Consider the following 21,778-nt stretch of genomic DNA (forward strand, 5'->3'; position numbering starts at 1 on the left):
TGGCACGCAGTCTTTAAGACCATTACCACGGATAATGGTTCTGAGTTTGCGGATTTAGCCCAGTTAGAAGAAGCAGCGCAGACGCTGGTTTACTACGCGCACCCTTACACTTCGTGCGAGAAGGGGGTTGAGCGGCACAACCGGTTAATCCGGCGCTTCATTCCCAAAGGCAAGTACATCAAGGACTATGACCTAGTGCAAATCTACGGCATCGAGGAATGGTGCAATAACCTGCCCCGCAAGATCTTAGCCTACCACACACCCGATGAATTATATGAAAGAAGATTAGATTGCATCTATCAGATCAAGTAGGGTGTTCAACTTAAAATTGCAATTTTCGAAAAGAATAGGATGCAAAATTATGAACAAGCCATTAAACCTGCGGATTGTTGACAGCGTCCGGACCAATAACTTCAACGATCCGGATATGATAACCAAGATAAGCGAGATGTGGGCGCGCAATGAGGATCTGGTTGGATCAGAAATGGCCAGCGGGCGGCACGTGTATGCGGTCTACGACAATTATGCCGGGAACTACAAGGATGATTACCGGGTGAGTCTGGCCGTTGTGGACAATGGCCCCGATAACTACGTGGTGAACGCGACCTTTGTGGAGTATCCAGTTGCCAGCAGCGAGGACGGTGTGCGGGTGGCCTGGAAAGACGTGTGGCGCGACGAGGATACCGGTACGTTGAAGAGGAGGTACACGAGCGACCTTGAGGATTATGCACCGGAAGGCAGCATCCGCATCCTAATCGACGGTTCCCGCTAATTTCTGCTCAGCAGTAAGACAAGAAAGCTTTGATTAACTTTTTCAAGTGCATCAAAGCTTTCTTTTTGCCTAAAAATCGCCCGGTTTACTTATCCCGCAAAACCTGACCGACGTTGCCGTGATGTGCGGCCAGCAGTGCGGCGGCCTCGGCCTTATTCTTGCCCGTTTTGAGCATCACGATGGCCAGGGAAACGTCATTATCTGTTTCTTGCAAAGTGGACTGGGCTTGTTCAAAGCTTGCATCCGTGACCGCACTAATAATGCGGCAGGCACGGTCGACCAACTTGGTGTTGGTCGGCTGAACGTCAATCATTACGTTCTCGTAAACCTTGCCCTGCTTGATCATCACGCCAGTTGAAATCATGTTGAGGACCATCTTCTGGGCTGTACCAGCCTTCATCCGGGTCGAACCCGTAATGACTTCAGGTCCAACCACTGCCTCAATTGCAATATCAGCATGCTGACCAATCACGGAATCAGGTACGCAGGCAATTGCAATGGTCAAAGCATCAACCTGCTTGGCGTAATCAAGGCAGCCCACAACATAGGGCGTGCGACCGCTGGCAGCAAGCCCCAACACGGTATCCGCAGCCGTCAGATTCAAGGCACGCAGGTCTTTTTCACCAAGCTCCGGCGAGTCCTCGGCCCCTTCAACGGCAGCAAACATCGCTCTTTGTCCACCAGCAATAAGACCAACGGCTCGCTCCGACTTGATGCCGTATGTCGGCACCAGTTCGGCGGCGTCTAAAACTCCCAGCCGGCCACTGGTACCCGCGCCGACGTAGATCATCCGGCCACCACTGGCGTAGCGTGTTGCTGCTCCGTCAATTGCACGAGCAATCTGCTCGTCCTGGCTGCCGACAGCGGGAGCAACCTTCTGGTCCTCAGCGTTAATGGTCTTGACCATTTCTTCCGTCGACATCTGGTCAATCTGCATCGTTGCTGGGTTACGCCTTTCAGTTACTAAATTTTTGATTTCCATAAAACACACTCAAACTATCTACTTGCTTTTAACAGTTGCAACGGTCTGATTAGCAGTCACATCACCTAGAGTTACCAGTGTTATTCCTGCTATCTGGTCCATGTTGGTAACGGTAGTAATAACATCTGTGTCCTTGCCAGCAGCCTTAATGGCAGCAATATCCATCTCTGCCAGTTCTTGTCCGCACTTGACCACCTGACCATTTTGAACTTTGATGGTAAAGGGGGCACCTTTCAAATCAACAGTATCAATGCCAAAGTGTAACAAAATTTCCAAACCACCTGTAGCTGATTTCATTGTAATTGCATGTTTGATATCCATGACAGTTACGATTGTGCCATCAACCGGAGCAACAATCTTGCTTGCTGACGGAAGAACGGCAAAGCCATCACCGACTATCTTTTGTGAAAAAACATCATCTTTAACAGCAGCCAACTCTTCAAGCTGACCACTGACTGGACTGGCCAGATCAATAGTTGTGCTTGCAGCTTGCTGGCTGTTTTTAGTGACCCTTTCTTCTAACTCATGAGCAGGGCTTCCTTCAACGAGCGAACCATCTTCATTTTTTGCCACCATCGCACTCTTAGGAACACCCCAGAAGTAAGTAACAATAAAGCCACCAATATATGCTGAAATGAGACCCAAGCAGTAAATCATCGCCTTATTATTGGCAATTAATGGAATTAACGCTATGCCAGATGTACCGATTGCAATCGAGCCAACATTGCCAAAGGCGCCTAAAACAGCACCACCAATTCCGCCGCCGATACATGCAGTGATGAAGGGACGACCCAAAGGAAGCGAAACACCATAAATCAAGGGTTCGCCCACACCCAAAATGCCTACCGGCAAGGCTCCTTTGATCAACTTGGTTAATGACTTGTTCTTTCGGCATTTAACCCATAGAGCAATTGCCGTACCCACTTGACCAGCACCGGCCATTGCCAAAATAGGCAAAAGCGGGGTGTAGCCAAGTTTTTGAATCATTTGCAAGTGAATTGGCGTCAAAATTTGGTGCAGACCAAACATGACCATTGGTAAGAAAACTGCACCCAGGATAAAGCCTGCAATAGGTCCACCAACTTGCAATACCCAATTGATGCCGCCAACTAAGGAATTTGATACCCAGCCGGCAAAAGGCATAATCAGGAAAATAGTGACCAACCCCATCACTAGCAGGGTTATAAATGGCGTAATGATAATATCAAGCGAATCCAGCACGTGCTTGTGCAGGAACTTTTCGAGGTAAGACAAAAGCCAAACGCCGAGCAAAACGCCAATAATCCCGCCTTGACCTGGAGACAAAGGCTGACCATTAAAGATATTAGGAATTACCATTGGTGCAACTAAACCAGGCAGCATAACAATTCCGCCAATAATCCCACCAAGACCTGGCGTGGCACCGAATTCTTTTGCTGCATTAATTCCCACATAAATGTTTAAATATGCAAACAAGCCATTAGCAAGCACGCCTAAAACTGTAATACCCAAGTTCCAATTGGCTGGTAGCCAGTGGGCAGTCATCATATTACGCAAGATACCGGACACGCCCGAAATTAACCCAGCACCGACAAAGGCTGGGATCAATGGTACAAAGATAGCAGAAATATGCTGCAGGGCGGCACGCCACCATGTCTTTTTCAGACTTTCTTTGTGCGCTGCGTGGACTTCATTCGCCTTTTGCATAACTGCATTTTTGTCCTGCTGGTATGAACTGCCATCAGCATTATTTGGAAAAGGATCATTTTCTTTGACGCCGGCTGCTTCAACCATACTTTGTGCTACCTTGGCATTGACCCCAGGACCAAGCACGACTTCAAGCGTTTGTCCTTGAACCATGCCCAAAACGCCGTCCACTTTTTTCAAACCTGCAAGATCCACCTTGTCTTCATCCCTAATTGCAATTCGGATGCGTGTCATGCAGTGGTAGAGGGACGCAACATTTGACATTCCACCAAGGTGGTCATAGATTTCCTGACCCATCTTGGCATATTTATCTGTACTCATTTTTTCCTACTAAGTTTATCAATAAAACTAGTATAAGTTTAATTATACCAATTTTCAATACTAAATAAAAAATTGCATTATTAAATGGAATTTTATGATTTAAAATATATATACCAATAATGGTAAGATCTATTTTACCTCATATCCAAACCCACTTTCTTATACACCATAATTTTCCCAAACAAAAACCACGTGCTTCTTCACGTGGCTGGATTATAAATGATATAGGCTAGTCATATGGCTAAGTGGAGCAAGTACCTCACCTATACCTCATTGATAAAAATAAGATTAATAATTTTACTATATATTAGTACTGTAACACCTAAAGCAAATATTTTTTCACTTTATTTTTACTCTAATTCATTAAACACTAAAAACGCCTTGCAGCACCATAATGCTACAAAGCAATTCTCATTGCTTTTAATCGTTAAGACTATTCCACTAACATAAACTCTTCGGTCGTCAATTGGTGTGCTCCAAGCTTGGTCAACAAGTGGTTATAGTGCTGGCGCATAGGCTTAACAACCGAATCATGCGCATCCGAAATCAGAGTGACAGAATAATCACGTTCGAGCGCACTCTTAACTGTGGCTTGAACACAAGTTTGACTATTCAATCCGACAATTACCAGATTCTTCGACTGCTCTTGCTTGATCTTCTGGGCAAGTGCCGACGCAGAGAAGGCGCTTTGTCCCTTTTTAGTGAATACTGGAGCATCATTATCAACTACTAATTGTGGATAAAGACTGCCCAAATTTTTTTGCTTAATATAAAAGACGGGTTCATTCTTCTCTTGGAACGACCTAATGATACGATTAACTCGCTCTAAGAATGCAATTTTTCCAGTAAGAAAACGCATGTTTTGTTCTTGAACATCAACTACTAACAGTAAATTATCGGCTGGCATTGTTTTCCTCTTACTCGCTAAAACATATAACCCATTTCATGATGTTAAACACAAATTGCAAAAATACTTAAATTCTTGAATTCGATTACATTATAACGCGTTACGGACAACTTGCAAGGTAATTTGCTTTACACTTGTGCAATCTTTTTGTCATATATCTATAGCCGGATGAACTAAAGGGCTTTTTTATTATTTTATTGCTGGCCGAAAAAGCAGCTTGGTTCCAGCATCGATCTGGTCAAGCAGGACCAAATCTGCCGAAGCAACATGGCCCAGCACGTTAACCCGCTCATCGCTAGGCAGATCTCGCCTGGTAATCTGCACTTCGCCTTGGTAGCGCAGATAGCGCGTATTGTCGCAGGTAATAGTGCCCCGGGGACGAGCCTGGGCAGATTGGGGCTCAATGTCAAACAACTGCCGCCTGCGCCCCTCAGTCAGACGGACCACATCTCGGGCGAGGTCAGGACGGTTATGCCAAACATGGTCACACAATGCGGGCAAGTCCGGATTAACATGGAGGGTCAGTGCTGCTTCTTTGTGGTAGGTCTTAAAGCTGGCAATCACCTCTGAAGACAGGGCGGCATCCCCGATGAAAACATGGTCACAGCCCCACTCTTGCAGCTCTAGCATTGCCGCTAGCGGATTTTCATCTCGCTGCTGCTCAAGTGTAGGCAGACCAGCATGAATTGGCCCGCGTTTAGCGCTGTCACCGGCAACAAAGGCGACTGTTTCCAGTCTGCTTTGGTGTAGCCACCTGTTCTTGGATACTAGCCAATCCTTGTCTAATCCGGTTTCGGGGCGGGGATAATAATTATGCCAAGCCATGAGCTGCTTAAAGTCAGCGCCGTACTCATGCAAAAGTGCAAGATCATCTGAACTGATTGTGCTTGCATTGAGCGCAATCGGCATTTGCTTGGAAAGCTTGGCGATGGTCGCGGCTTTAACCCCATCATCAATTCTGAGCCCTGCCAGGTTTAAACTCTTGACCTGGTCCATATCAGTGATTGCAATTCCTAAGGTGCTCAGGCCATCTTCTGAAACATCAGCAATAACATCATTGCCGAGGTTGCTGCACCACTTGGTTAGCTCTTTCAGGCGCCCTAGCACCTTGCTTGAATCATCTTCTGGAATATGAAGCGAGGTAAAAATTGTGGTAAAACCCGCGTTGTGCATTGCCAGCAAATAATTATAGTCTTGTGCCGTAAGTTCACGGTTAAGATACATTGAAAAACCTAGCATAAACTTCTCTTTCTCTCCCCATAGTGAAATAAACAAATCCATTTATCCTATTATACTATTTTATCTCTTTTACTTCTTGCTAAGGCAAAAGCCGCCAGCACTGTGCTGACGGCTTTGAGAAAACAATAGCTACTTGTCTTCTTGCAATATAAAGGTGCTCCACGGCTCAACGAAGCCGAACAAGTCCAGGTCATCAGGTCTCAAGCGACCCACTAAGTTGCGCCGACCGTCATTTTTAAATGGCCTTTGCACAATCTGTAATTCTCCCTTATAACGAGGATACTTGTCGTTAACTACAACAATGTCGCCCCGGTCAAAGCTTGGCTTAGACTTGCTATTGGCTGGAATTGATTCCTTGGCGTAAACTACGCGCGGCTTAGTGTCACGGAGCAGGTAGTCTGAAGCGTCACCGCGGTATAGGTGTGGTTCTTGCAGGCAGATCTTGCGTTCTAGCGGCAGCACACCTTCTTCAAAGTCTACCCCTAACACTGGGAAGGGACTGGTGAAAGCCTTAGCGGCTGCAACTAATTCATCTTCGCTGGCAAAGGCATTGCCGATGATTATATCATCAATTGCCTTGCTTAAGCGCAAGTGGGTCACCTGGCTGAAAATGTTTCGCTTGCGGTCACTTTCTAACGTTGGCAAGCCTTCATGAACTGGCCACGGGCCAAATTTTGCTTCCTTAGATGAAATAAAGGCTGCAGTGTGCAGACCATAATCCCGGTACTGCTGTGAGTAATCGAGAAAAATCTCTTCGCCTAGACCCGTATATTCCTGCGGATAGAAGTTGTGACAGCCAATCAAGTTGTCAACTTCTGGGTCATAAGCCATAATGCTATCCAAGTAGTTGGTGCCTCGACTCATATTCAGCTCGATCTTTAAACCATACTGGTTGTGGGTCATAGCTGCCTCTTCCATCCCGCTAAAGCCTTCGTCTAGGCGCAGACCCCAGACAGCCAAGTCATGAAAGAAAGCCAAGTCATGATAGTCAATTTTTAATTCTTTAAACAAAACCGGATTGATGTCAACTACTGTCTCAAAGCCCAATTTATTGGCATAGGCCACGTCTTGTTTAAGGCGGCCAAGCAGGTCTTCGCCGCTAGCACTTTTTAACTGCAAGAGCGACATAAAGATTCTACTATAACCATACTTGTGGGCCAAGTCCATGTAATCCTTGTCTCGGTCAAAAGTACTCTGCTCTGGATAAAGGGAAATTCCTAGTTGTTTCATGTATTATATCCTCTATTCAACTTCAGCTGGCTTAATGTTGTTAGCAGCCTTAACAAATGGTACATAGATTAGGAAACCAATAACCATATTCACAATTTGCAGGACAACTGCACGCCAGTCCATCGTAGCCAAGAAAGCATTGATAAACGGTGGCATTGACCAAACCATCTGATTTCTAACTGGGTTGACCCAACCAAGATTCAAGGCCGCATATGCAGTGGAAACCATGACAAGTGGCGCCAGGATAAACGGAATGAAGTAAACTGGATTTAACACAATTGGCAGGCCAAACATGGTCGGCTCATTGATATTAAAGAAGCCAGGAACAAGTGCTACCTTGGCCACTGCCCGCTCGTCATCACGCTTGGAAAAGGCTAGGATAGCTAGTAAAAGCAGAACTGTTGAACCAGCTCCCCCAATCCAAGCATAAAGGTCAAAGTTGGACCGCGTCCACAAGTATGGAAGCGCCTTGCCCGTATTGCCGGCATTGATATTGGCAATCTGGGCAGTCAACCAGATACTGTCTAGAACAGGACCAAGCACATTGGAACCGTGAATACCAAAGAACCAGAACAGTTGTACTAAGAAGGTCATCAGCAATACGGATCCATAGCCTTGACTGACTTTCATTAACGGCTCTTGAATGGTCTTTGAAATGAAATCAATCACAGTCGTTTGATTGAGACTAAAGAGATAATCAATTGTACCAACTGTGAACAAGCCAGCCGTTGCAGGGATAATACCCGTGAAGGCATTGGCAACTGCAGGCGGTACACTGTCTGGCATCTTAATGGTGATGTGTTTCTTCATGAACCAAATATAGATGGTAACCGAAATCGCACCCATAATCATGACCGTGAAGAATCCAGCTGCACCAAAGTACTTGTTAAAATTGAAGTAACCCCAGGCAGAAACGTTCTTGCCCGCAACAGCAGCACCGGCATCAGTCAATGTCTTAACATCAGTCTTGGACAAGGTTTTTGCCAAGTCCATCGTAAAATTCTGGGGCAAGCCGGCCATAAAGGTACCTAAGCTGACTAGCCCACCAGCAATTGGTTCAACTTTATACTGTACGGATAGTTGGTAGCCAAAGGTGAAGGCAAAGAGTGGGGCCAAAATAGCCGTCGTTCCAGTCCACACCATTCCGTTAATTCCAATCAGCCATTGCATCGAGTTGACAATACCCATCCAGCCTAATTGTGTTGGCACATCTCTTACCAAGGCATTTAGAACACTGGCAACAGCTCCAGCCATAATTAATGGCATTAGGGAAATGAAGGCATCACGCAAGGCAACCAGCCAACGGATTGACCCGATCTTGGCCGCAACAGGTACCACATACTTGTTTAGCCACTTAATCAGTTTATTCATAATTTTCCTCCTCACTATATCTCATTACAGCTGTAGTATATCACTTTTTATGGAAGCGTTTTACTATAAAGAGCCAAAAATCTTTGCGGCTGTTGAATTTACAAGTTTGGTATATACCATTACCACCGTTATTTTCACTGTTATTGAAAGACTTCATATAAAAATGGTCTAGTCAGAAAATAATTTATAATTTTTTTGATTAATGCTGGTGCAACAGCAAATTTACTATTTTTATTTTTGCTTGTATACTTAATTTTGCTAGATTGGTCAACTTTTTCAACACTTGCCCCTGAATCTTGCTTTAATCACAACCAATAAAGTCAACGCAAAAAGCGGTACCTCATTAGGTACCGCTTTTGCTTAATTATTAAACTAGTTAGCTGGAATAACCGGTGTGGTTGAGGCAACTGGAGCAGCCGTTGCAGCATAGTCGGCAATGTTCAAAGTTTGCTCGAACCCATTTGCATTAGAAATAGTTAAAACTGTGTTGTTGTTACTGAACTTTACAGCGCTCTTGTCCACCCCATTAGCAGTAGCAGCCACTTGCACAATCTGGTCAGCTTCACTTAGCGTCAAGTTCTTTAAGTCTTGAACAATGACCTTCTTACCATTTAGAGCAGCCTTAGCCGTATTGATCTTAGCCAATGCCGCATTTACTTGGCTAACTGAAGAAACAGCAGAATTCACTTGTGTGCCAGCCACCATTGCAGCGTCATAAGCATCACGCAAGGACTTGGCAGACAGCTTATAAGCGTCGCTAGTCTTAACCTTGCTGTCTTCTGTGATGGCATCTTGAAGACCCTTCTTGTCTGTTGCTGAAGCAACTATTGCTTCATCTTTAGCAGTTTCAGGAGTATTAACAGGGGTAAGCTTAGCACCACTAATTGTTGCGATGTCACTACCCTTTAAGTAGCCGTTCTTGTCACTTTGCAGCTTGTAGAAGAGTTCAGCCTTGTTCTCTGATTCAACCCAGATATAGCGCATCTCTGACACACGTGCAGTGTGACCCTTGGCAAAAGTCTTGGTTGTCTGCACAACGCCCTTATTGTTATAAACATTAGCATTGCGCGCTAAAGTTGCTATTGTAACCGTTTGGTCAGCAACCGGGGCAGCATTAGCAGGCTTCAATTGTTTACCCGTGATAACACCCACGTTGTTCTTCTTAACCCACTGGTCGTCGCCTGGATACTTGCTGTCACTAACATGATAGTAAAGCTTCTTGCCAATGTATTGCAGCTTGTCCACTTGAATTTGCTCGCCCACACGCAGCAACTTCTTAGTAGAATGGCCTTCGCCATCATAAATATAAGCATTGTGACTCAAGGTAATAACGGTTGGATCATTTTGATTGTCGACTGGTCCATCATTTTTGCCAGGCTTATCGTTAACTGGCTTTAATTTAGCACCAGTTAGCTTGCCCACATTGGCAGTCTTGATAAATTGGTTGCTTTGGCTGCTAATCCGGTAGTAAAGCTTCTTACCAATATAAATTGATTGGTCAACTGTGACAGTCTGGCCCTTCTTGACCTTTTTCTTGTCAGTCTTGCCCTTGGCATCGTAAATGTAGGCATTGTGCTTAATCTTAGCCGTAGCTGTGCTTGTCTTAGCCACCTTCTTGCCATCAACAAAGCCTACATTGGCAACTTTGACAAAAGCATTACCACCAATATCGAAGTAATCCTTACCGTTAATCGTCGTCTTGCCCTTGTACTTCAGCGTTTGGCCCTTGCCAATCTTAGTGTTCTTGGCACTACCCATGTAGGTCTCCAAGCGTTTGCCAGTCTTGTCAAAAACGTAGGCATTGTGACTAAGCTTAATCGTGCCCTTCTTTGAAGCCTTATTCGCAGCATGCACTAGCAGTGGCTGGCTTGCACTAATAACTGGACTTATGACAATCAAGGCAGCTGTCGATACCACCAGCAATTTATGACTTAATTTCATTAATTATCTACCTCATTAAAAATCAACTTCAACTTTAATACCTTTATTGTATACCAAAAAAGCCGTTTAACAACTTTTGTGGGCAATATTACTGTTTTTTAATATTGTTAACCAATTGTTAAAACTCTTGTGTTAATCCCACTAACAAATCCCATTTGGAGCTTATTTAGCTTTTTTGCGCATCTTGGCCTCACTGACTGCCGTGTAAACCAAGAAGAAAATCGCAGCAAAGGAGGCCAGATACAAGATTGTGTTGCTTGCTACCCAGCCAAACTTATGGACCAAAATACCAATCAAGGCTGTGGCCAGGGTCTCACCAAAGATATACTGGAAGAAGCCCATAAATCCCGTTGAGGCACCGACTGCAAACTTTGGGACAACTTCATTAATCATCAGTCCAACTAGGGTTAGCGGCGCATAAATCAAGTTGCCCATAATGATTAAAGCAGCAATGATTAAAGCGTGATTATTGCTAAAAAAGTAAAAGGTCAAGCAGATTAGCGTGCCAATGACGCACGCAATTGATACAAGTGCACGTCGACCCTTCAAGGCGTCTGAGATAGCCCCAATGATAATTACGCCTGGCACTGATGCTAGTTCAAAAATCCCAATAACCCACTTGGCTGAAGCTGGATCAAAGCCCTTGTTTTGCACCAGGTAGGATGGAATCCAGCTTTGGATGCCATACCGCACCAAGTATAAAGACATTGAGGTTAATGTCACTGCCCATACCAGCTTATTCTTCAAGATATATTTGACAAAAATTTGCCCTATACTCAGGTCTGTTTGGTCAGAGGTGGAAACCTGGCCGTTATCCAAAATAACCTTGTCCCCGGTATAAGTAGAAATGTCAGGCAATCCGACCACTTTTGGTCGGTCAGCACCCAAAACCAAGATCAAAAGGCAGATAATAAAAGAAATTACCGATGCAGTATAAAAGACAGCTGGAATTGAACCTGAAAACAAGAATACCGCTAGTTGAACAATTGCGACACAAATGAAAGAACCTGCATTGTGGGCAGACGACCAGATTGAATACATCGTTCCCCGCATCCGCGGACCCCACCATAGTTGGATCATTTTTTGACATGCAGCTGCACCCATGCCTTGCGTGACTGCCATTAAGAACATGAGCAGCATCATCAAGTAGAGGTTGCTGGTCGAACCTAAAAAGATATTTAAGATAGCTGAAGCAAGCAGTCCCACCATCAAGTAACGGTTAGAGTCACACTTATCAGCCAAAACGCCCATGAACAGTTTGGCTACGCCATAACCAACGCCAAAGCAAGACAAGATCAGCCCAACATCAGCTGTAGTGAAGTGGTAAGCCTTCATAATGTCATTTTGTTCAGTAGTAAAAACCAAACGAATAATATAATAGCCAATATAACCAATACAGGTAGCAAGCAAAACGCCAAATTGCCGCCACTTATACGTACTAGCCACTTTGTCTTGGGGCACTAGTTTGGTTGAATCCGGTTGTTTCATAACCCATTTAAACATTTTCATCCACTCCTTTAAGTATCATAGTACACCAAGCTCCTTCCTTAAGCGACTTGACAAAGAAAAAGCTCTAGAATTTCTCTAGAACTTTTAAATGCTTTTTATTTCCAGTTATCGTCATCTGCTAGAGGCAACTTGTGCCAGTAATCTGCCTTGTTAACCTGCCGTCCACGAGCAATTGCCATGTCATAACGGCCAACATCCTTGGTGATGGTTGAATCTGCAGCCACAAAAGCGTGGTCTGCAATCTTCACTGGAGCTACCAGCGTAGCGCCAGAACCGATAAAGGACCGGTCACCCACGCTTGTATGGTCTTTTTTAACGCCATCATAATTGGCAAAAATCGTGCCGCAGCCAACATTTACTTCTCGGCCTAGAGTAGCATCACCCACATAAGTTAAGTGACCTACCTTTGAATTAACACCGATTTCAGCGTTCTTGATTTCAACAAAATTGCCCACGTGCGCCCCTTCTCGAATCACGGCCTGCGGACGCAAGTGGGAGTTGGGACCCACATCAGAATTATCGTCCATTTCGGCTTGTTCAATCGTTGAAGAAGTAATAGTCACGTTGTTGCCAATTTTTGCATCAATAATTCTAGATCCAGACGTGATTGTGCAGTTGCGGCCAATCTCTGTTTTGCCCTTAACAACCACATTTCCTTCAATTTTGGTATCACAGTCAATCTTGACATCAGCATCAATATAGGCTGTCGCCGGATCAGCGAAGGTTACGCCATTTTGCATATGGCGCTCATTGATCCGCTTCTGCATGATTTTCGTAGCCTGGGCCAGGGCAATTCGGTCATTGACGCCGATGCTTTCACTGAAGTCATGCATCTTATAAGCGCCTATCCGGTAGCCGGCATTGCGCAGGATTTCTAGAACATCCGTCAAATAGTATTCACCCTGGGCATTGTCGTTGGTAACATGCTTGAGGGCCTCAAACAACTGTTGGTTGTCAAAACAAAAGACGCCCGTATTGATTTCAGTAATTTTTAGTTCTTCTGGATTACCGTCTTTTTGCTCGACAATCCGCAAGACATTATCCTGCTCATCTCGGATAATGCGGCCATAACCATATGGGTCTGGTGCTTGTGCTGTCAACACAGTAGCGGCATTGCCATTTTTTTGGTGGTAATCAAATAATTTCTGGAAGGTCTGACTAGTAAGCAGCGGCGTATCTCCAGTAATTACCAGTGTAGCGCCCTCTTTTCCTGCTAGTTGCTTTTCTGCTGTTAACACGGCGTCGCCTGTTCCCAATTGCTTTTCTTGGGTGACAAATTCGGACTTGCCGGCCAAGACTTGCTTGACTTTTTCAGCGCCTGTACCAACAACCGTGACTATTTTATCGGGCTTGACTGCTTCAGCTGCTTCAACTACATGCTCAACCATGGGCTTGCCACAAACTTCATGCAAAACCTTGTAAAGCTTAGACTTCATCCGTGTACCCTTGCCGGCGGCAAGAACAACTACAAACTTTTTCATTAACCTTAGCCTCTTTAATATATTATCTAAATTACATTTATGTTTAAGTATATCATCTTATTAGCTAAAAGCGGCCAAAATCTGTATGAGAAACAATGGTCCCTGGCTCAGCTAAAATGATCTGCTTTTTACTATCTATGCGCTTAATCTTTACCAGTGACAAGTGTCCCTCGATCAACTTGTCATCGTCGTAATCAGCTTCGCACAAGACACAGATGCCAGCAATGTTGCCATCGAATTCCCGCACCAGCTGCTGCATTCCTGTAAGCGTTCCGCCAGCCATCATAAAGTCATCTACCAGCAAGACATTGGACTTTTCCGTCAGAACTCTAGTTGGCAGCTCCATCTTCGATACACGATCAAGCGAAGAAGAAATATAATTGACTGAAACAGTGGCACCCTCCGTCACCTTGGACCGCTTGCGCGCAATAATGAAGGGAACGTTTAAATAGCGGGCAACAGCTTGTGCTAGGGCAATTCCTTTGGTTTCAATCGTCATCACCACGTCAATCTTGGAATAAGCATAACGGGTGGCAATTATCTTGCCAATTCGATTCAGATCTTGAGGATTGCCCAAGATGTCAGACAGGTAGACAAAGCCTCCCGCCAGGATTCGCTTGGGGTCTTCAATACGTGCAGCTAGATCTATCAGATATTCTTGTGCGTGCTTTTTGCCCCAAAAAGGGACGTAGCGCACGCCCCCTGCTGCACCAGCTACTGTTTCCAAAATGCCATCCCGGTTACTGGCCAGTGTGTGTTTTAAGATAGTCAAGTCTTCCGAAATCGAGGACTTGGCAGCACCGTAATGCTTTGCAAAAAAAGGCAACGGAATCAGCTCATGTGGCCGTTCCATTAAATATTTAGTCATATTAACCAATCGCTCTGAACGTTTCATAAATTATCCCCTCTAATGTTTGTCTTTTTGCCTGTTATTACTATACACTGAACCAACAAAAAAGGCACTAACAATTTTAAACTGTTAGTGCCTTCATATATGCTTTTCTAGTTGGACTATAGCTTAGTCAGCAACATCATCAAATTTTAAGGTAATGTTTTTGGTAAGCAGGTCTGTGTAACTATAAGAAACATGCTTAAAGTTATTCTGATCCTGGTCCAGGTCAACCACAAAAACTGCTGGGAAGGTTTCTTTCAAAACGCCCCGTCGGCGAGTAATCTTCTTGCGGCCGGCCCGTGCGACAACTGTTAAGGAATCACCTAAATGTGAATCCAACTTCTGTTTAATGGTTATAATTGATGTTGGCAATAGTAACAGCTCCTTTAGCTGTAATTTTACCATATTTTTATTAAATTTTCAATATTTTTTTATAATACCTAAGCTTGGACTGGAATTGCGTGTGCAATCTGGATAAATTGGTCAATCGTCAATTGCTCCGGTCGAATGCGCGGATCTACCCCAAGTGCTGCAATCAGGTCATCACGCTGAGATTTATCGGGCAGCAAATTCTTCAGGTTGTTGTTTAAGGTTTTTCGTCTTTGTGCAAAACACATCTTAACCACCCAATCAAAGTGCTTGCTGTCGCCAATTGCTGGCTTCTTTGCCAGTGGCTTTAAGATCACCACACTCGAATTGACCTTGGGCCGGGGAATGAAGGACGTACTCTTCACAGGCAGCGCAATTTGAACTGCCATATTTGTCTGCACAGCAATTGTTAGCGGACCAAATTCCTTATTGCCAGGCTGAGCACACAAGCGCTGAGCTACCTCTTCTTGCATCATGAGCGTCAAGCTAGAAAAGTTAAGCGGTGCACTATTCAAGAAGAAAATAATCGGAGTTGTAATATAATACGGCAAATTAGCCACTACCTTGACCGGCTTATTCAAGTCAAAAAAGCCCTCCAGGTCACTAGGAAAGTCTGCCTTTAAAATGTCCTTCATTAGCAGCTTGAAGCACCGGGCAAGCGCAACGCCATTAATCTTATCTGGCAGTTCATTATGCAAGATTTCTGCCAGGCTATCATCAACTTCATAGGCAAAAACTTTGGCCCCAGCTAAAAGCAACTGCTCAGTCAAAGACCCGATCCCTGGACCAATTTCGATTACTTGGTCATGGGGGTGAATATTGGCCGCTTGCACGATGCCCTGAATTGCATCTAGATCAACTAGAAAATTTTGACCCAGATTTTTCTTGGCTCGCACAAAGTACTGGTTGATAATTGCCTGAGTTCTAACGGCTGAACCAATAGGAATATTGTTACTCATGCTTAACCTCCTCGACTGTTTGTTCTAATTGGGCAAGCGTCACGCCAAAAGTATGCAGGCGTTTATAAAACTGCTTGGCATTACCATAGCCCACCCGCAGCTTAATTCCAACCTGCTCGCGCAATTTGCGTGCTCCCTGTCCAGCAGCCAATCCCAGCTTTTGATAAGCTTGGAAGGTTAAGTCACTCGCAGGCCTGCCCTGCTCATGCAGGGCACTCAGTGCACGCGACAGTGCTTCTTTAGATGCATGCTCTACTCCCAGGGAATTTCCCCGCTTGCGCGGTTCACCTTCCTTGCGTGTAATAAAAGCCTGCTTAGCACTAGGAACAGCTTCTGTGACCAAGCGGCGAATGCGCTCGCCATTAAGGTCGGGATCAGTTAAAATGATAATCTCGCGTTTTTGGGCCAATACTTGCAGTTCCGTCAAGACTACTTCAGGCACGTCTGACCCATTAGTTTCAATTGTCTCGATTCCTGGAAAAAATTGCTTGAGCCGAATCGTGTCATCCTTGCCTTCAACGACCACAACCGCATTGAATTGTTTTTTATTTAAGACCATAAGCCCTCACTGTATTTGCATATGTTGCCTGGGCAACTTCTTCTAGTGGAATCTTTTTCAAGTCAGCAATGGCTTGGGCCACGTAATAGACATTGCCTGGTTCGTTTTGTCGACCACGGTATGGCTTAGGAGTTAAGTATGGTGCATCGGTTTCAACCAGCAAGCGATCTAGCGGCGTTTTGCGGGCAGCTTCGTGAACTTCAGTCGCCTTTGTAAACGAAACAACGCCCGAATATGAAAAGTAAACGTTCAAGTCAAGAAACTTTGCCAGCCACCTGCTATCACCATTAAAACTATGCAAGATTGCCCCATATTCCAAGTTGCTCTTCTTTAAAATCTCATAACAGTCACCAAAGGCATCCCTGGTATGAATATCTACTGGCTTGTGCAAATTATTTGCCACCTCAATCTGCCGGGCAAAAACAGCCTGTTGCTGCTTGCGGGGCGACTCATCCCAGTAATAATCTAGGCCAATCTCGCCCATTGCTACTACACCAGGCAGCTGCAGCTGCTCCACTAGTTCATCTTCAGCCTTTTGGTCATAATCCTTGGCCACATCTGGACAGTAGCCCACCATGGCATAAACTGCGTCAAACCGCTGGCTGAGGTCAACTGCCCGCTTATTAAAATCAGGATCTTGACCAGCACAAATCATCTGGGTAACGCCCAGTTTTTGTGCTCTTTCTATATAAAATTCTTCGCGTCCCCTAAAGGGCTTAGCCTGCAAGTGGGTGTGGTTATCAATTAATTCCATTAGCCTAATTCGGCTCCTAATTCATGCTCATCCCCAACTATAGCTAGCTTGACCTGGCCACCTTGTTCACTAGACAAGAGCATGCCTTGGCTGAGATGTCCCAGCATCTTGCGTGGCTTTAAGTTGGTTACAGCCAAGACTTTCTTGCCTAGAAGGTCACCCGCATTAGGGTAAAACTTGCGAATCCCGCTCAAGATCTGCCGTTCTTCCCCATTGCCCAAGTCAAGTTGAAACTGCAGCAATTTATTTGAGCCTTTGACAGGTTCAACTGCAAGAATTCGTCCAACTTGAATCTTGACCTTGTCAAAATCATCGATGGTGATTTCTTTTTCTTCTTCCTGCTCACTGCGGCTCTGCTTTTTGGGCTTGGCCTTGGCCATCTCATCCTTGATATACTTAATCTCTTCTTCTTCCTTCAGGCGAGGATAGATTGGCTTAGCCTTTTCGACTACCCTGACATTCCAATCAAAGTCGCCAAAACCAAGCGCCCTTTGGCTATTATCCTGCCAATCAAGCCCAAGCTGGCGGAACATTTCTTTTGCAGTCCGAGTCATAATTGGCGCTAGCAGAAGGGCAATCACTCGTAAACTTTCAGCCAAGTTGGACATTACACGGGCTAAGTCATTAGTCTTGCCTTCCTTGTTCAGTGTCCAAGGCGTGCTTTCATCAATATACTTGTTAGCGCGGTGGACTAACTTCCAAATATCATCAACTGCCTGAGTGAAGTGGAGGGTGTCCATCTCCTGCTTGTAACCGGCTATTGCTTTATGAGCTACTTGAGCTAAATCTTGGCCTAACTCATCCTGACTAGCAGCAAGGGGGGCTACTAGTCCAGCTTGATACTGGTTAATCATGGACACCGTCCGGTTGAGCAAGTTGCCCAAGTCGTTAGCTAGGTCATAGTTGACCCGTTCAACAAAGTCCTCTGGCGTGAAAATACCGTCAGCACCAAACGGAAGCGCCCGCATTAGATAGTAGCGCAGAGCATCAACGCCGTAGCGGCTGGTAATTGACTCTGGATAGACCGCATTGCCCTTAGACTTGGACATCTTGCCGTCTTTCATAAGCACCCAGCCGTGGCCGATAATGTGCTTAGGCAGCGGTAGGTCCAGCGCCATTAGCATGATTGGCCAGTAAATCGTGTGGAAGCGCACAATTTCCTTGCCTACCAAGTGGACATCGGCCGGCCAGTATTTTTTAAATAATGAATCGTCTTCTGAGCCATAGCCCAGCGCCGTAATATAGTTGGACAAAGCATCAATCCAGACGTACACCACATGCTTGGGGTCGCTAGGTACCGGAATGCCCCAGGAAACCGTTGTCCTTGTTACCGATAGGTCTTCTAGACCCGGCTTGATAAAGTTATTAACCATTTCCTTTTCCCGGGAGTGGGGCAGGATAAATTCAGGGTGGTCTTGGTAGTATTGGTAAAGCCGGTCGGCATACTTGCTCATCTTAAAGAAGTAAGATGGCTCCTTGACCAGCTGCACCTCGTGGCCCGACGGTGCCTTGCCGCCAATTACATTGCCAGCATCATCCTTGTAGACCTCAGCCAGTTGCGATTCAGTGAAGTATTCCTCATCTTCAACTGAATACCAGCCGGTGTATTCGCCTAGGAAAATATCACCTTGCTGCAAAAGCTGCTCAAAAATCTGCTGGACACCCTTAACGTGTTCTTGGTCCGTGGTCCGAATAAACTTATCGTAGGAAATATCCAGGCTCTTCCATAACTTTTTATAAGTTGCCACCATCTTGTCCACAAATTCTTGTGGCTTGATGCCTTCTTTTTCAGCCTTTTGCTCAATCTTGAGACCATGTTCATCAGTCCCCGTCAAAAAGAAGGTGTCATAACCCTGGCTGCGCTTATAACGCGCCATCACGTCAGCTGCAATCGTCGTGTAGGCGTTGCCGATCGTCAAGCGGCCAGAGGGATAGTAGATTGGGGTTGTAATATAAAAAGTTTTTTGCTCAGCCATAGTTTTTCTCCTTAAAATTCGTCTATTTTTTATATTATACTACATCAAGCAAAAAGGGAATTCCTCCTATGGAATCCCCTTTTGCTATGTGTTAGTTCACTTGCCTGAAGCTGTTAAATCAAGAATTCTTCACTCTTGAGATAGAAATGCTTCACTGCAGTTGTCAATAAAATGTACAGTACCAAGATGCCTAAAATTACCCACATGAAGCTCATTGGCAGCTCTCCAAACTTTAGTTTGGTGCTCAAAAACGAAAACGGAATCAGCGTACCAATAATGCTAGCACCAAAGGTAGATAGGATAACCGTGGCCGTAGCGTGCTGCCCAATAAAAGGCAAGCGCGGATCACGCAGCGCGTGAATGACCATTTCTTGTGTCCAGAGCGATTCGATAAACCAACCCGTGTGGAACAAGGCAATAAAGGCCACCTGTTGGGCTGGACTAATTGCATTGAAATTACCGCCAACCAAGTGCGGGCAAATTACAAAGTAGAGTAGTCCAAAGGTCAGAATATCAAAGACTGAAGAAGTTGGTCCAAAGTAAAACATAAATTTGGGCAGTTTTTTAGTTGACCAGGTCCGTGGAGTCCGCAAGTACTCATTGTCCATATCATCAAATGGTAAAGACAGACAGCTAGTCCCATATAGCAGGTCTAGTACCAATAGCTGCAGCGGAAGCATTGGTAAGAAGGGCAAGAAGGAGGAAGCGACCAAGATTGATAAAATATTGCCAAAGTTCGATGATAGCGTAATCTTAATGTACTTCATCGTATTGCCAAAGACCTTCCGGCCAATCCGAACGCCTGTCTCCAGCACGTTGAGATCCTTGTGCAGCAAGATAATATCAGCAGATTCCTTAGCGATATCAACAGCTGTATCAACAGAAATAGAAACATCAGCAGCCCTCATGGCTGGTGCATCATTGATACCATCGCCCATGTAGCCAACCGTATGACCATTTTGCTTCAGCAAGTTGATAATCTTAGTCTTGTCTTCTGGTGAAAGCTTGACAAAGATGTTGCATTCCTCAACCATTTTAGCCAATTCTTCCGTCTTTTTGCCTTCTAAATCAGCGCCAGAATATACCTTGTCAACATTAAGTCCAACTTGCAGGCCGACTGTTCTGGTAACCGCCTCATTGTCACCCGTCAGAATCTTGACGGTAATTCCATCATTCTTAAGTCGGGCCAGCGCAACCTTGGCGCTTTCTTTTGGCGGATCAAGGAAGGCTAAAAAGCCACAGAGAATTAACTCATTTTCATCTTTGACGGAAAACTCACCCACAGGTGCTGGATTGCGCTTATAACCAATCATAATCACCCGCAAGCCGTCATCATTCATGTTGTTAACTTTTGCCATCACCTTTTGCTTGCGTTCTGGTGTCAGTGGCAAGATCTGACCGTCAACCTCAAGCTTAGTGGCTACAGCCATCATTTCTTCAGAGGCACCCTTGGTTACGAGCAAGTGCTCACCATGTTTGCGATCAGCGTTCTCAACTACCACACTCATGCGTCTTCTGGAGAAGTCAAAAGGAATTTCATCAATCTTGTTATAATCACGCTGAATTTCATTAATGTCGAGTTCATCACCGGCTGCTTCAATGATTGCCTTGTCAATCAGGTTCTTCATCCCAGTCTGATAATTGGCATTGATGTAGCCCATTTCCAAAATGCGCGGATTCTCATGCAGGTTCAGGTCATAGTGCCGTTCCAGCACAACCTTGTCTTGGGTCAGGGTGCCTGTCTTGTCGGTACACAGAATATCAGCAGAACCAAAGTTCTGAATCGAATTCATCTTCTTAACAATTGTGCCCTTCTTGGACATCTCAATTGAACCCTTTACTAGGTTAGTAGTGACAATTACCGGTAACATTTCCGGCGTCAGTCCCACTGCTGTAGCGATTGAAAAGATTAGTGCGTTGACCCAGTCTCCCTTAGTTAAACCATTGATGATTAAGACCAAGGGGGCAATGACTGCAGTCATGATGATTAATAGTTTGGATACATTCTTAATCCCAACATCAAAGGCCGTATTTTTGACATCACTGTGGGCGATGTCATGAGCCAACTTGCCAAACATTGTCCGTTCGCCGGTAGCAAAGACTACTCCTAACCCAGAGCCAGAAACAATTGTCGTCCCTTCGTACAAGACGTTAGGATAGGCCAGGTAGTCCCGCTCCTGACCAAGCGGCGGCTTTTTCGAGGCAATTTTTTCAACTGGATTCGATTCACCGTTGAGCGAACTGGATGAACAAAAGAGGTCCTTGCTCGAAAGCAAGCGCATGTCTGCTGGGACCATGTCCCCTGCGGCTAAGCGAATTACGTCACCAACCACCACTTGGCTGGTATCGATCTCCTGGTCCTTGCCATCACGGATAATGTCCGTAGTAACTGAGACCATCTTCAGAAGTGCATCAACAGCGCTGGATGATTTGACATTTTGGATAAAACTGGTAATTCCCGAAATGACCACCATCGTCAGCATAATAGCTACCGTGCTCAAGTCCTTTTCACCAGCTGGTACAAATATATAATCGGTACACAGAGATATTGCCGCCAAAGCCAGCAAAACCAGTGTAAATGGTGTTATAAAGGCTTCAGCTAAAAACTGCAGCTTAGAGTTGCTCTTACCAGACGCAATGGTATTTGAACCAAATTCCTCCCGGTTCTTGTCTGCTTGAGCGCTAGTCAAGCCGTCGCTACTAGCATGGAGCCTGGCAAGCGTCTCTGACCTGCCCTCATTGGCAATGGCTTTGACTAGTTCCAGATCCTTATTGCTAGCAACTTCATTTGGTTTTCTCAACATCTTCATCACTCCTTCTCTTTTCCAAA

18 protein-coding genes are annotated in these 21,778 nt (G+C 45.1%); 2 read left to right on the forward strand and 16 right to left on the reverse strand.

Features of this window, described 5'->3' with window-relative positions:
- Both AC2JF7_RS00005 and AC2JF7_RS00010 read left to right on the forward strand, forming a co-directional pair.
- On the forward strand, positions 1 to 312 hold a 312-nt coding region (locus tag AC2JF7_RS00005), incomplete at its 5' end, for an IS30 family transposase (RefSeq protein ID WP_500725825.1).
- A 49-nt stretch (positions 313 to 361) separates the two neighbouring features.
- Positions 362 to 772: a hypothetical protein gene (locus tag AC2JF7_RS00010; RefSeq protein WP_500725827.1), complete on the forward strand. Its 411-nt coding sequence runs from the start codon at positions 362 to 364 to the stop codon at positions 770 to 772.
- 85 nt (positions 773 to 857) lie between these two features.
- On the opposite strand, the gene murQ is transcribed toward AC2JF7_RS00010, so the two are convergent.
- The 16 genes from murQ to mgtA form a co-directional block, all read right to left on the reverse strand.
- Positions 858 to 1,754, reverse strand: a complete 897-nt coding sequence (gene murQ, locus AC2JF7_RS00015) for an N-acetylmuramic acid 6-phosphate etherase (protein WP_500725829.1) — start codon at positions 1,752 to 1,754, stop codon at positions 858 to 860.
- Positions 1,755 to 1,772: 18 nt separating this feature from the next.
- Positions 1,773 to 3,761, reverse strand: coding sequence for a glucose PTS transporter subunit IIA (locus AC2JF7_RS00020; protein ID WP_500725832.1), 1,989 nt, complete (start codon positions 3,759 to 3,761; stop codon positions 1,773 to 1,775).
- A gap of 433 nt (positions 3,762 to 4,194) precedes the next feature.
- Positions 4,195 to 4,668, reverse strand: coding sequence for a cysteine hydrolase family protein (locus tag AC2JF7_RS00025; protein ID WP_500725834.1), 474 nt, complete (start codon positions 4,666 to 4,668; stop codon positions 4,195 to 4,197).
- A gap of 189 nt (positions 4,669 to 4,857) precedes the next feature.
- Positions 4,858 to 5,907: a DUF871 domain-containing protein gene (locus AC2JF7_RS00030; protein WP_500725837.1), complete on the reverse strand. Its 1,050-nt coding sequence runs from the start codon at positions 5,905 to 5,907 to the stop codon at positions 4,858 to 4,860.
- Positions 5,908 to 6,036: 129 nt separating this feature from the next.
- Positions 6,037 to 7,137 carry a DUF871 domain-containing protein gene (locus tag AC2JF7_RS00035; RefSeq protein ID WP_500725839.1) on the reverse strand — a complete coding sequence of 367 codons (1,101 nt, stop codon included), beginning with the start codon at positions 7,135 to 7,137 and terminating at the stop codon, positions 6,037 to 6,039.
- A 12-nt stretch (positions 7,138 to 7,149) separates the two neighbouring features.
- A complete protein-coding gene (locus AC2JF7_RS00040; protein WP_500725842.1) occupies positions 7,150 to 8,508 on the reverse strand; it encodes a PTS sugar transporter subunit IIC in 1,359 nt (452 codons plus the stop codon).
- Positions 8,509 to 8,880: 372 nt separating this feature from the next.
- On the reverse strand, positions 8,881 to 10,449 hold the full coding sequence (locus AC2JF7_RS00045) for an SLAP domain-containing protein (RefSeq protein ID WP_500725845.1): 1,569 nt from the start codon (positions 10,447 to 10,449) through the stop codon (positions 8,881 to 8,883).
- Between the two features lie 162 nt (positions 10,450 to 10,611).
- Positions 10,612 to 11,952 carry an MFS transporter gene (locus tag AC2JF7_RS00050; RefSeq protein WP_500725848.1) on the reverse strand — a complete coding sequence of 447 codons (1,341 nt, stop codon included), beginning with the start codon at positions 11,950 to 11,952 and terminating at the stop codon, positions 10,612 to 10,614.
- 101 nt (positions 11,953 to 12,053) lie between these two features.
- Positions 12,054 to 13,439, reverse strand: coding sequence for a bifunctional UDP-N-acetylglucosamine diphosphorylase/glucosamine-1-phosphate N-acetyltransferase GlmU (gene glmU / locus AC2JF7_RS00055; RefSeq protein ID WP_500725850.1), 1,386 nt, complete (start codon positions 13,437 to 13,439; stop codon positions 12,054 to 12,056).
- Positions 13,440 to 13,503: 64 nt separating this feature from the next.
- Positions 13,504 to 14,334: a pur operon repressor gene (gene purR / locus AC2JF7_RS00060; protein WP_500725852.1), complete on the reverse strand. Its 831-nt coding sequence runs from the start codon at positions 14,332 to 14,334 to the stop codon at positions 13,504 to 13,506.
- Between the two features lie 123 nt (positions 14,335 to 14,457).
- Positions 14,458 to 14,703: a Veg family protein gene (locus AC2JF7_RS00065; RefSeq protein WP_500725855.1), complete on the reverse strand. Its 246-nt coding sequence runs from the start codon at positions 14,701 to 14,703 to the stop codon at positions 14,458 to 14,460.
- Positions 14,704 to 14,771: 68 nt separating this feature from the next.
- Positions 14,772 to 15,659 (reverse strand): 16S rRNA (adenine(1518)-N(6)/adenine(1519)-N(6))-dimethyltransferase RsmA, encoded by an 888-nt coding sequence (gene rsmA / locus AC2JF7_RS00070; RefSeq protein WP_500725858.1) that lies wholly within the window; start codon positions 15,657 to 15,659, stop codon positions 14,772 to 14,774.
- On the reverse strand, positions 15,652 to 16,218 hold the full coding sequence (gene rnmV / locus AC2JF7_RS00075) for a ribonuclease M5 (protein WP_500725860.1): 567 nt from the start codon (positions 16,216 to 16,218) through the stop codon (positions 15,652 to 15,654). Before rnmV ends, rsmA begins: the two co-directional genes overlap by 8 nt.
- On the reverse strand, positions 16,205 to 16,972 hold the full coding sequence (locus AC2JF7_RS00080; protein WP_500725863.1) for a TatD family hydrolase: 768 nt from the start codon (positions 16,970 to 16,972) through the stop codon (positions 16,205 to 16,207). Before AC2JF7_RS00080 ends, rnmV begins: the two co-directional genes overlap by 14 nt.
- The gene (gene metG / locus AC2JF7_RS00085; RefSeq protein WP_500725867.1) at positions 16,972 to 18,948 is read right to left on the reverse strand and encodes a methionine--tRNA ligase; all 1,977 of its coding nucleotides are present in this window, start codon (positions 18,946 to 18,948) and stop codon (positions 16,972 to 16,974) included. Before metG ends, AC2JF7_RS00080 begins: the two co-directional genes overlap by 1 nt.
- Before the next feature lie 113 nt (positions 18,949 to 19,061).
- Complete coding sequence (gene mgtA, locus AC2JF7_RS00090; protein ID WP_500725869.1) at positions 19,062 to 21,752, reverse strand: magnesium-translocating P-type ATPase; 2,691 nt, start codon at positions 21,750 to 21,752, stop codon at positions 19,062 to 19,064.
- Positions 21,753 to 21,778 lie beyond the last annotated feature (26 nt).

It is taken from the genome of Lactobacillus sp. XV31L (assembly GCF_059900865.1).

Coding starts and splice junctions, on each gene's coding strand:
- AC2JF7_RS00010 (WP_500725827.1), top strand. CDS start 362: ATGAACAAGCCATTAAACCTGCGGATTGTTGACAGCGTCCGGACCAAT.
- AC2JF7_RS00020 (WP_500725832.1), bottom strand. CDS start 3,761: ATGAGTACAGATAAATATGCCAAGATGGGTCAGGAAATCTATGACCAC.
- mgtA (WP_500725869.1), bottom strand. CDS start 21,752: ATGTTGAGAAAACCAAATGAAGTTGCTAGCAATAAGGATCTGGAACTA.
- AC2JF7_RS00040 (WP_500725842.1), bottom strand. CDS start 8,508: ATGAATAAACTGATTAAGTGGCTAAACAAGTATGTGGTACCTGTTGCG.
- rsmA (WP_500725858.1), bottom strand. CDS start 15,659: ATGAGTAACAATATTCCTATTGGTTCAGCCGTTAGAACTCAGGCAATT.
- AC2JF7_RS00080 (WP_500725863.1), bottom strand. CDS start 16,972: ATGGAATTAATTGATAACCACACCCACTTGCAGGCTAAGCCCTTTAGG.
- glmU (WP_500725850.1), bottom strand. CDS start 13,439: ATGAAAAAGTTTGTAGTTGTTCTTGCCGCCGGCAAGGGTACACGGATG.
- murQ (WP_500725829.1), bottom strand. CDS start 1,754: ATGGAAATCAAAAATTTAGTAACTGAAAGGCGTAACCCAGCAACGATG.
- rnmV (WP_500725860.1), bottom strand. CDS start 16,218: ATGGTCTTAAATAAAAAACAATTCAATGCGGTTGTGGTCGTTGAAGGC.
- metG (WP_500725867.1), bottom strand. CDS start 18,948: ATGGCTGAGCAAAAAACTTTTTATATTACAACCCCAATCTACTATCCC.
- AC2JF7_RS00035 (WP_500725839.1), bottom strand. CDS start 7,137: ATGAAACAACTAGGAATTTCCCTTTATCCAGAGCAGAGTACTTTTGAC.
- AC2JF7_RS00025 (WP_500725834.1), bottom strand. CDS start 4,668: ATGCCAGCCGATAATTTACTGTTAGTAGTTGATGTTCAAGAACAAAAC.
- AC2JF7_RS00050 (WP_500725848.1), bottom strand. CDS start 11,952: ATGTTTAAATGGGTTATGAAACAACCGGATTCAACCAAACTAGTGCCC.
- purR (WP_500725852.1), bottom strand. CDS start 14,334: ATGAAACGTTCAGAGCGATTGGTTAATATGACTAAATATTTAATGGAA.
- AC2JF7_RS00045 (WP_500725845.1), bottom strand. CDS start 10,449: ATGAAATTAAGTCATAAATTGCTGGTGGTATCGACAGCTGCCTTGATT.
- AC2JF7_RS00030 (WP_500725837.1), bottom strand. CDS start 5,907: ATGCTAGGTTTTTCAATGTATCTTAACCGTGAACTTACGGCACAAGAC.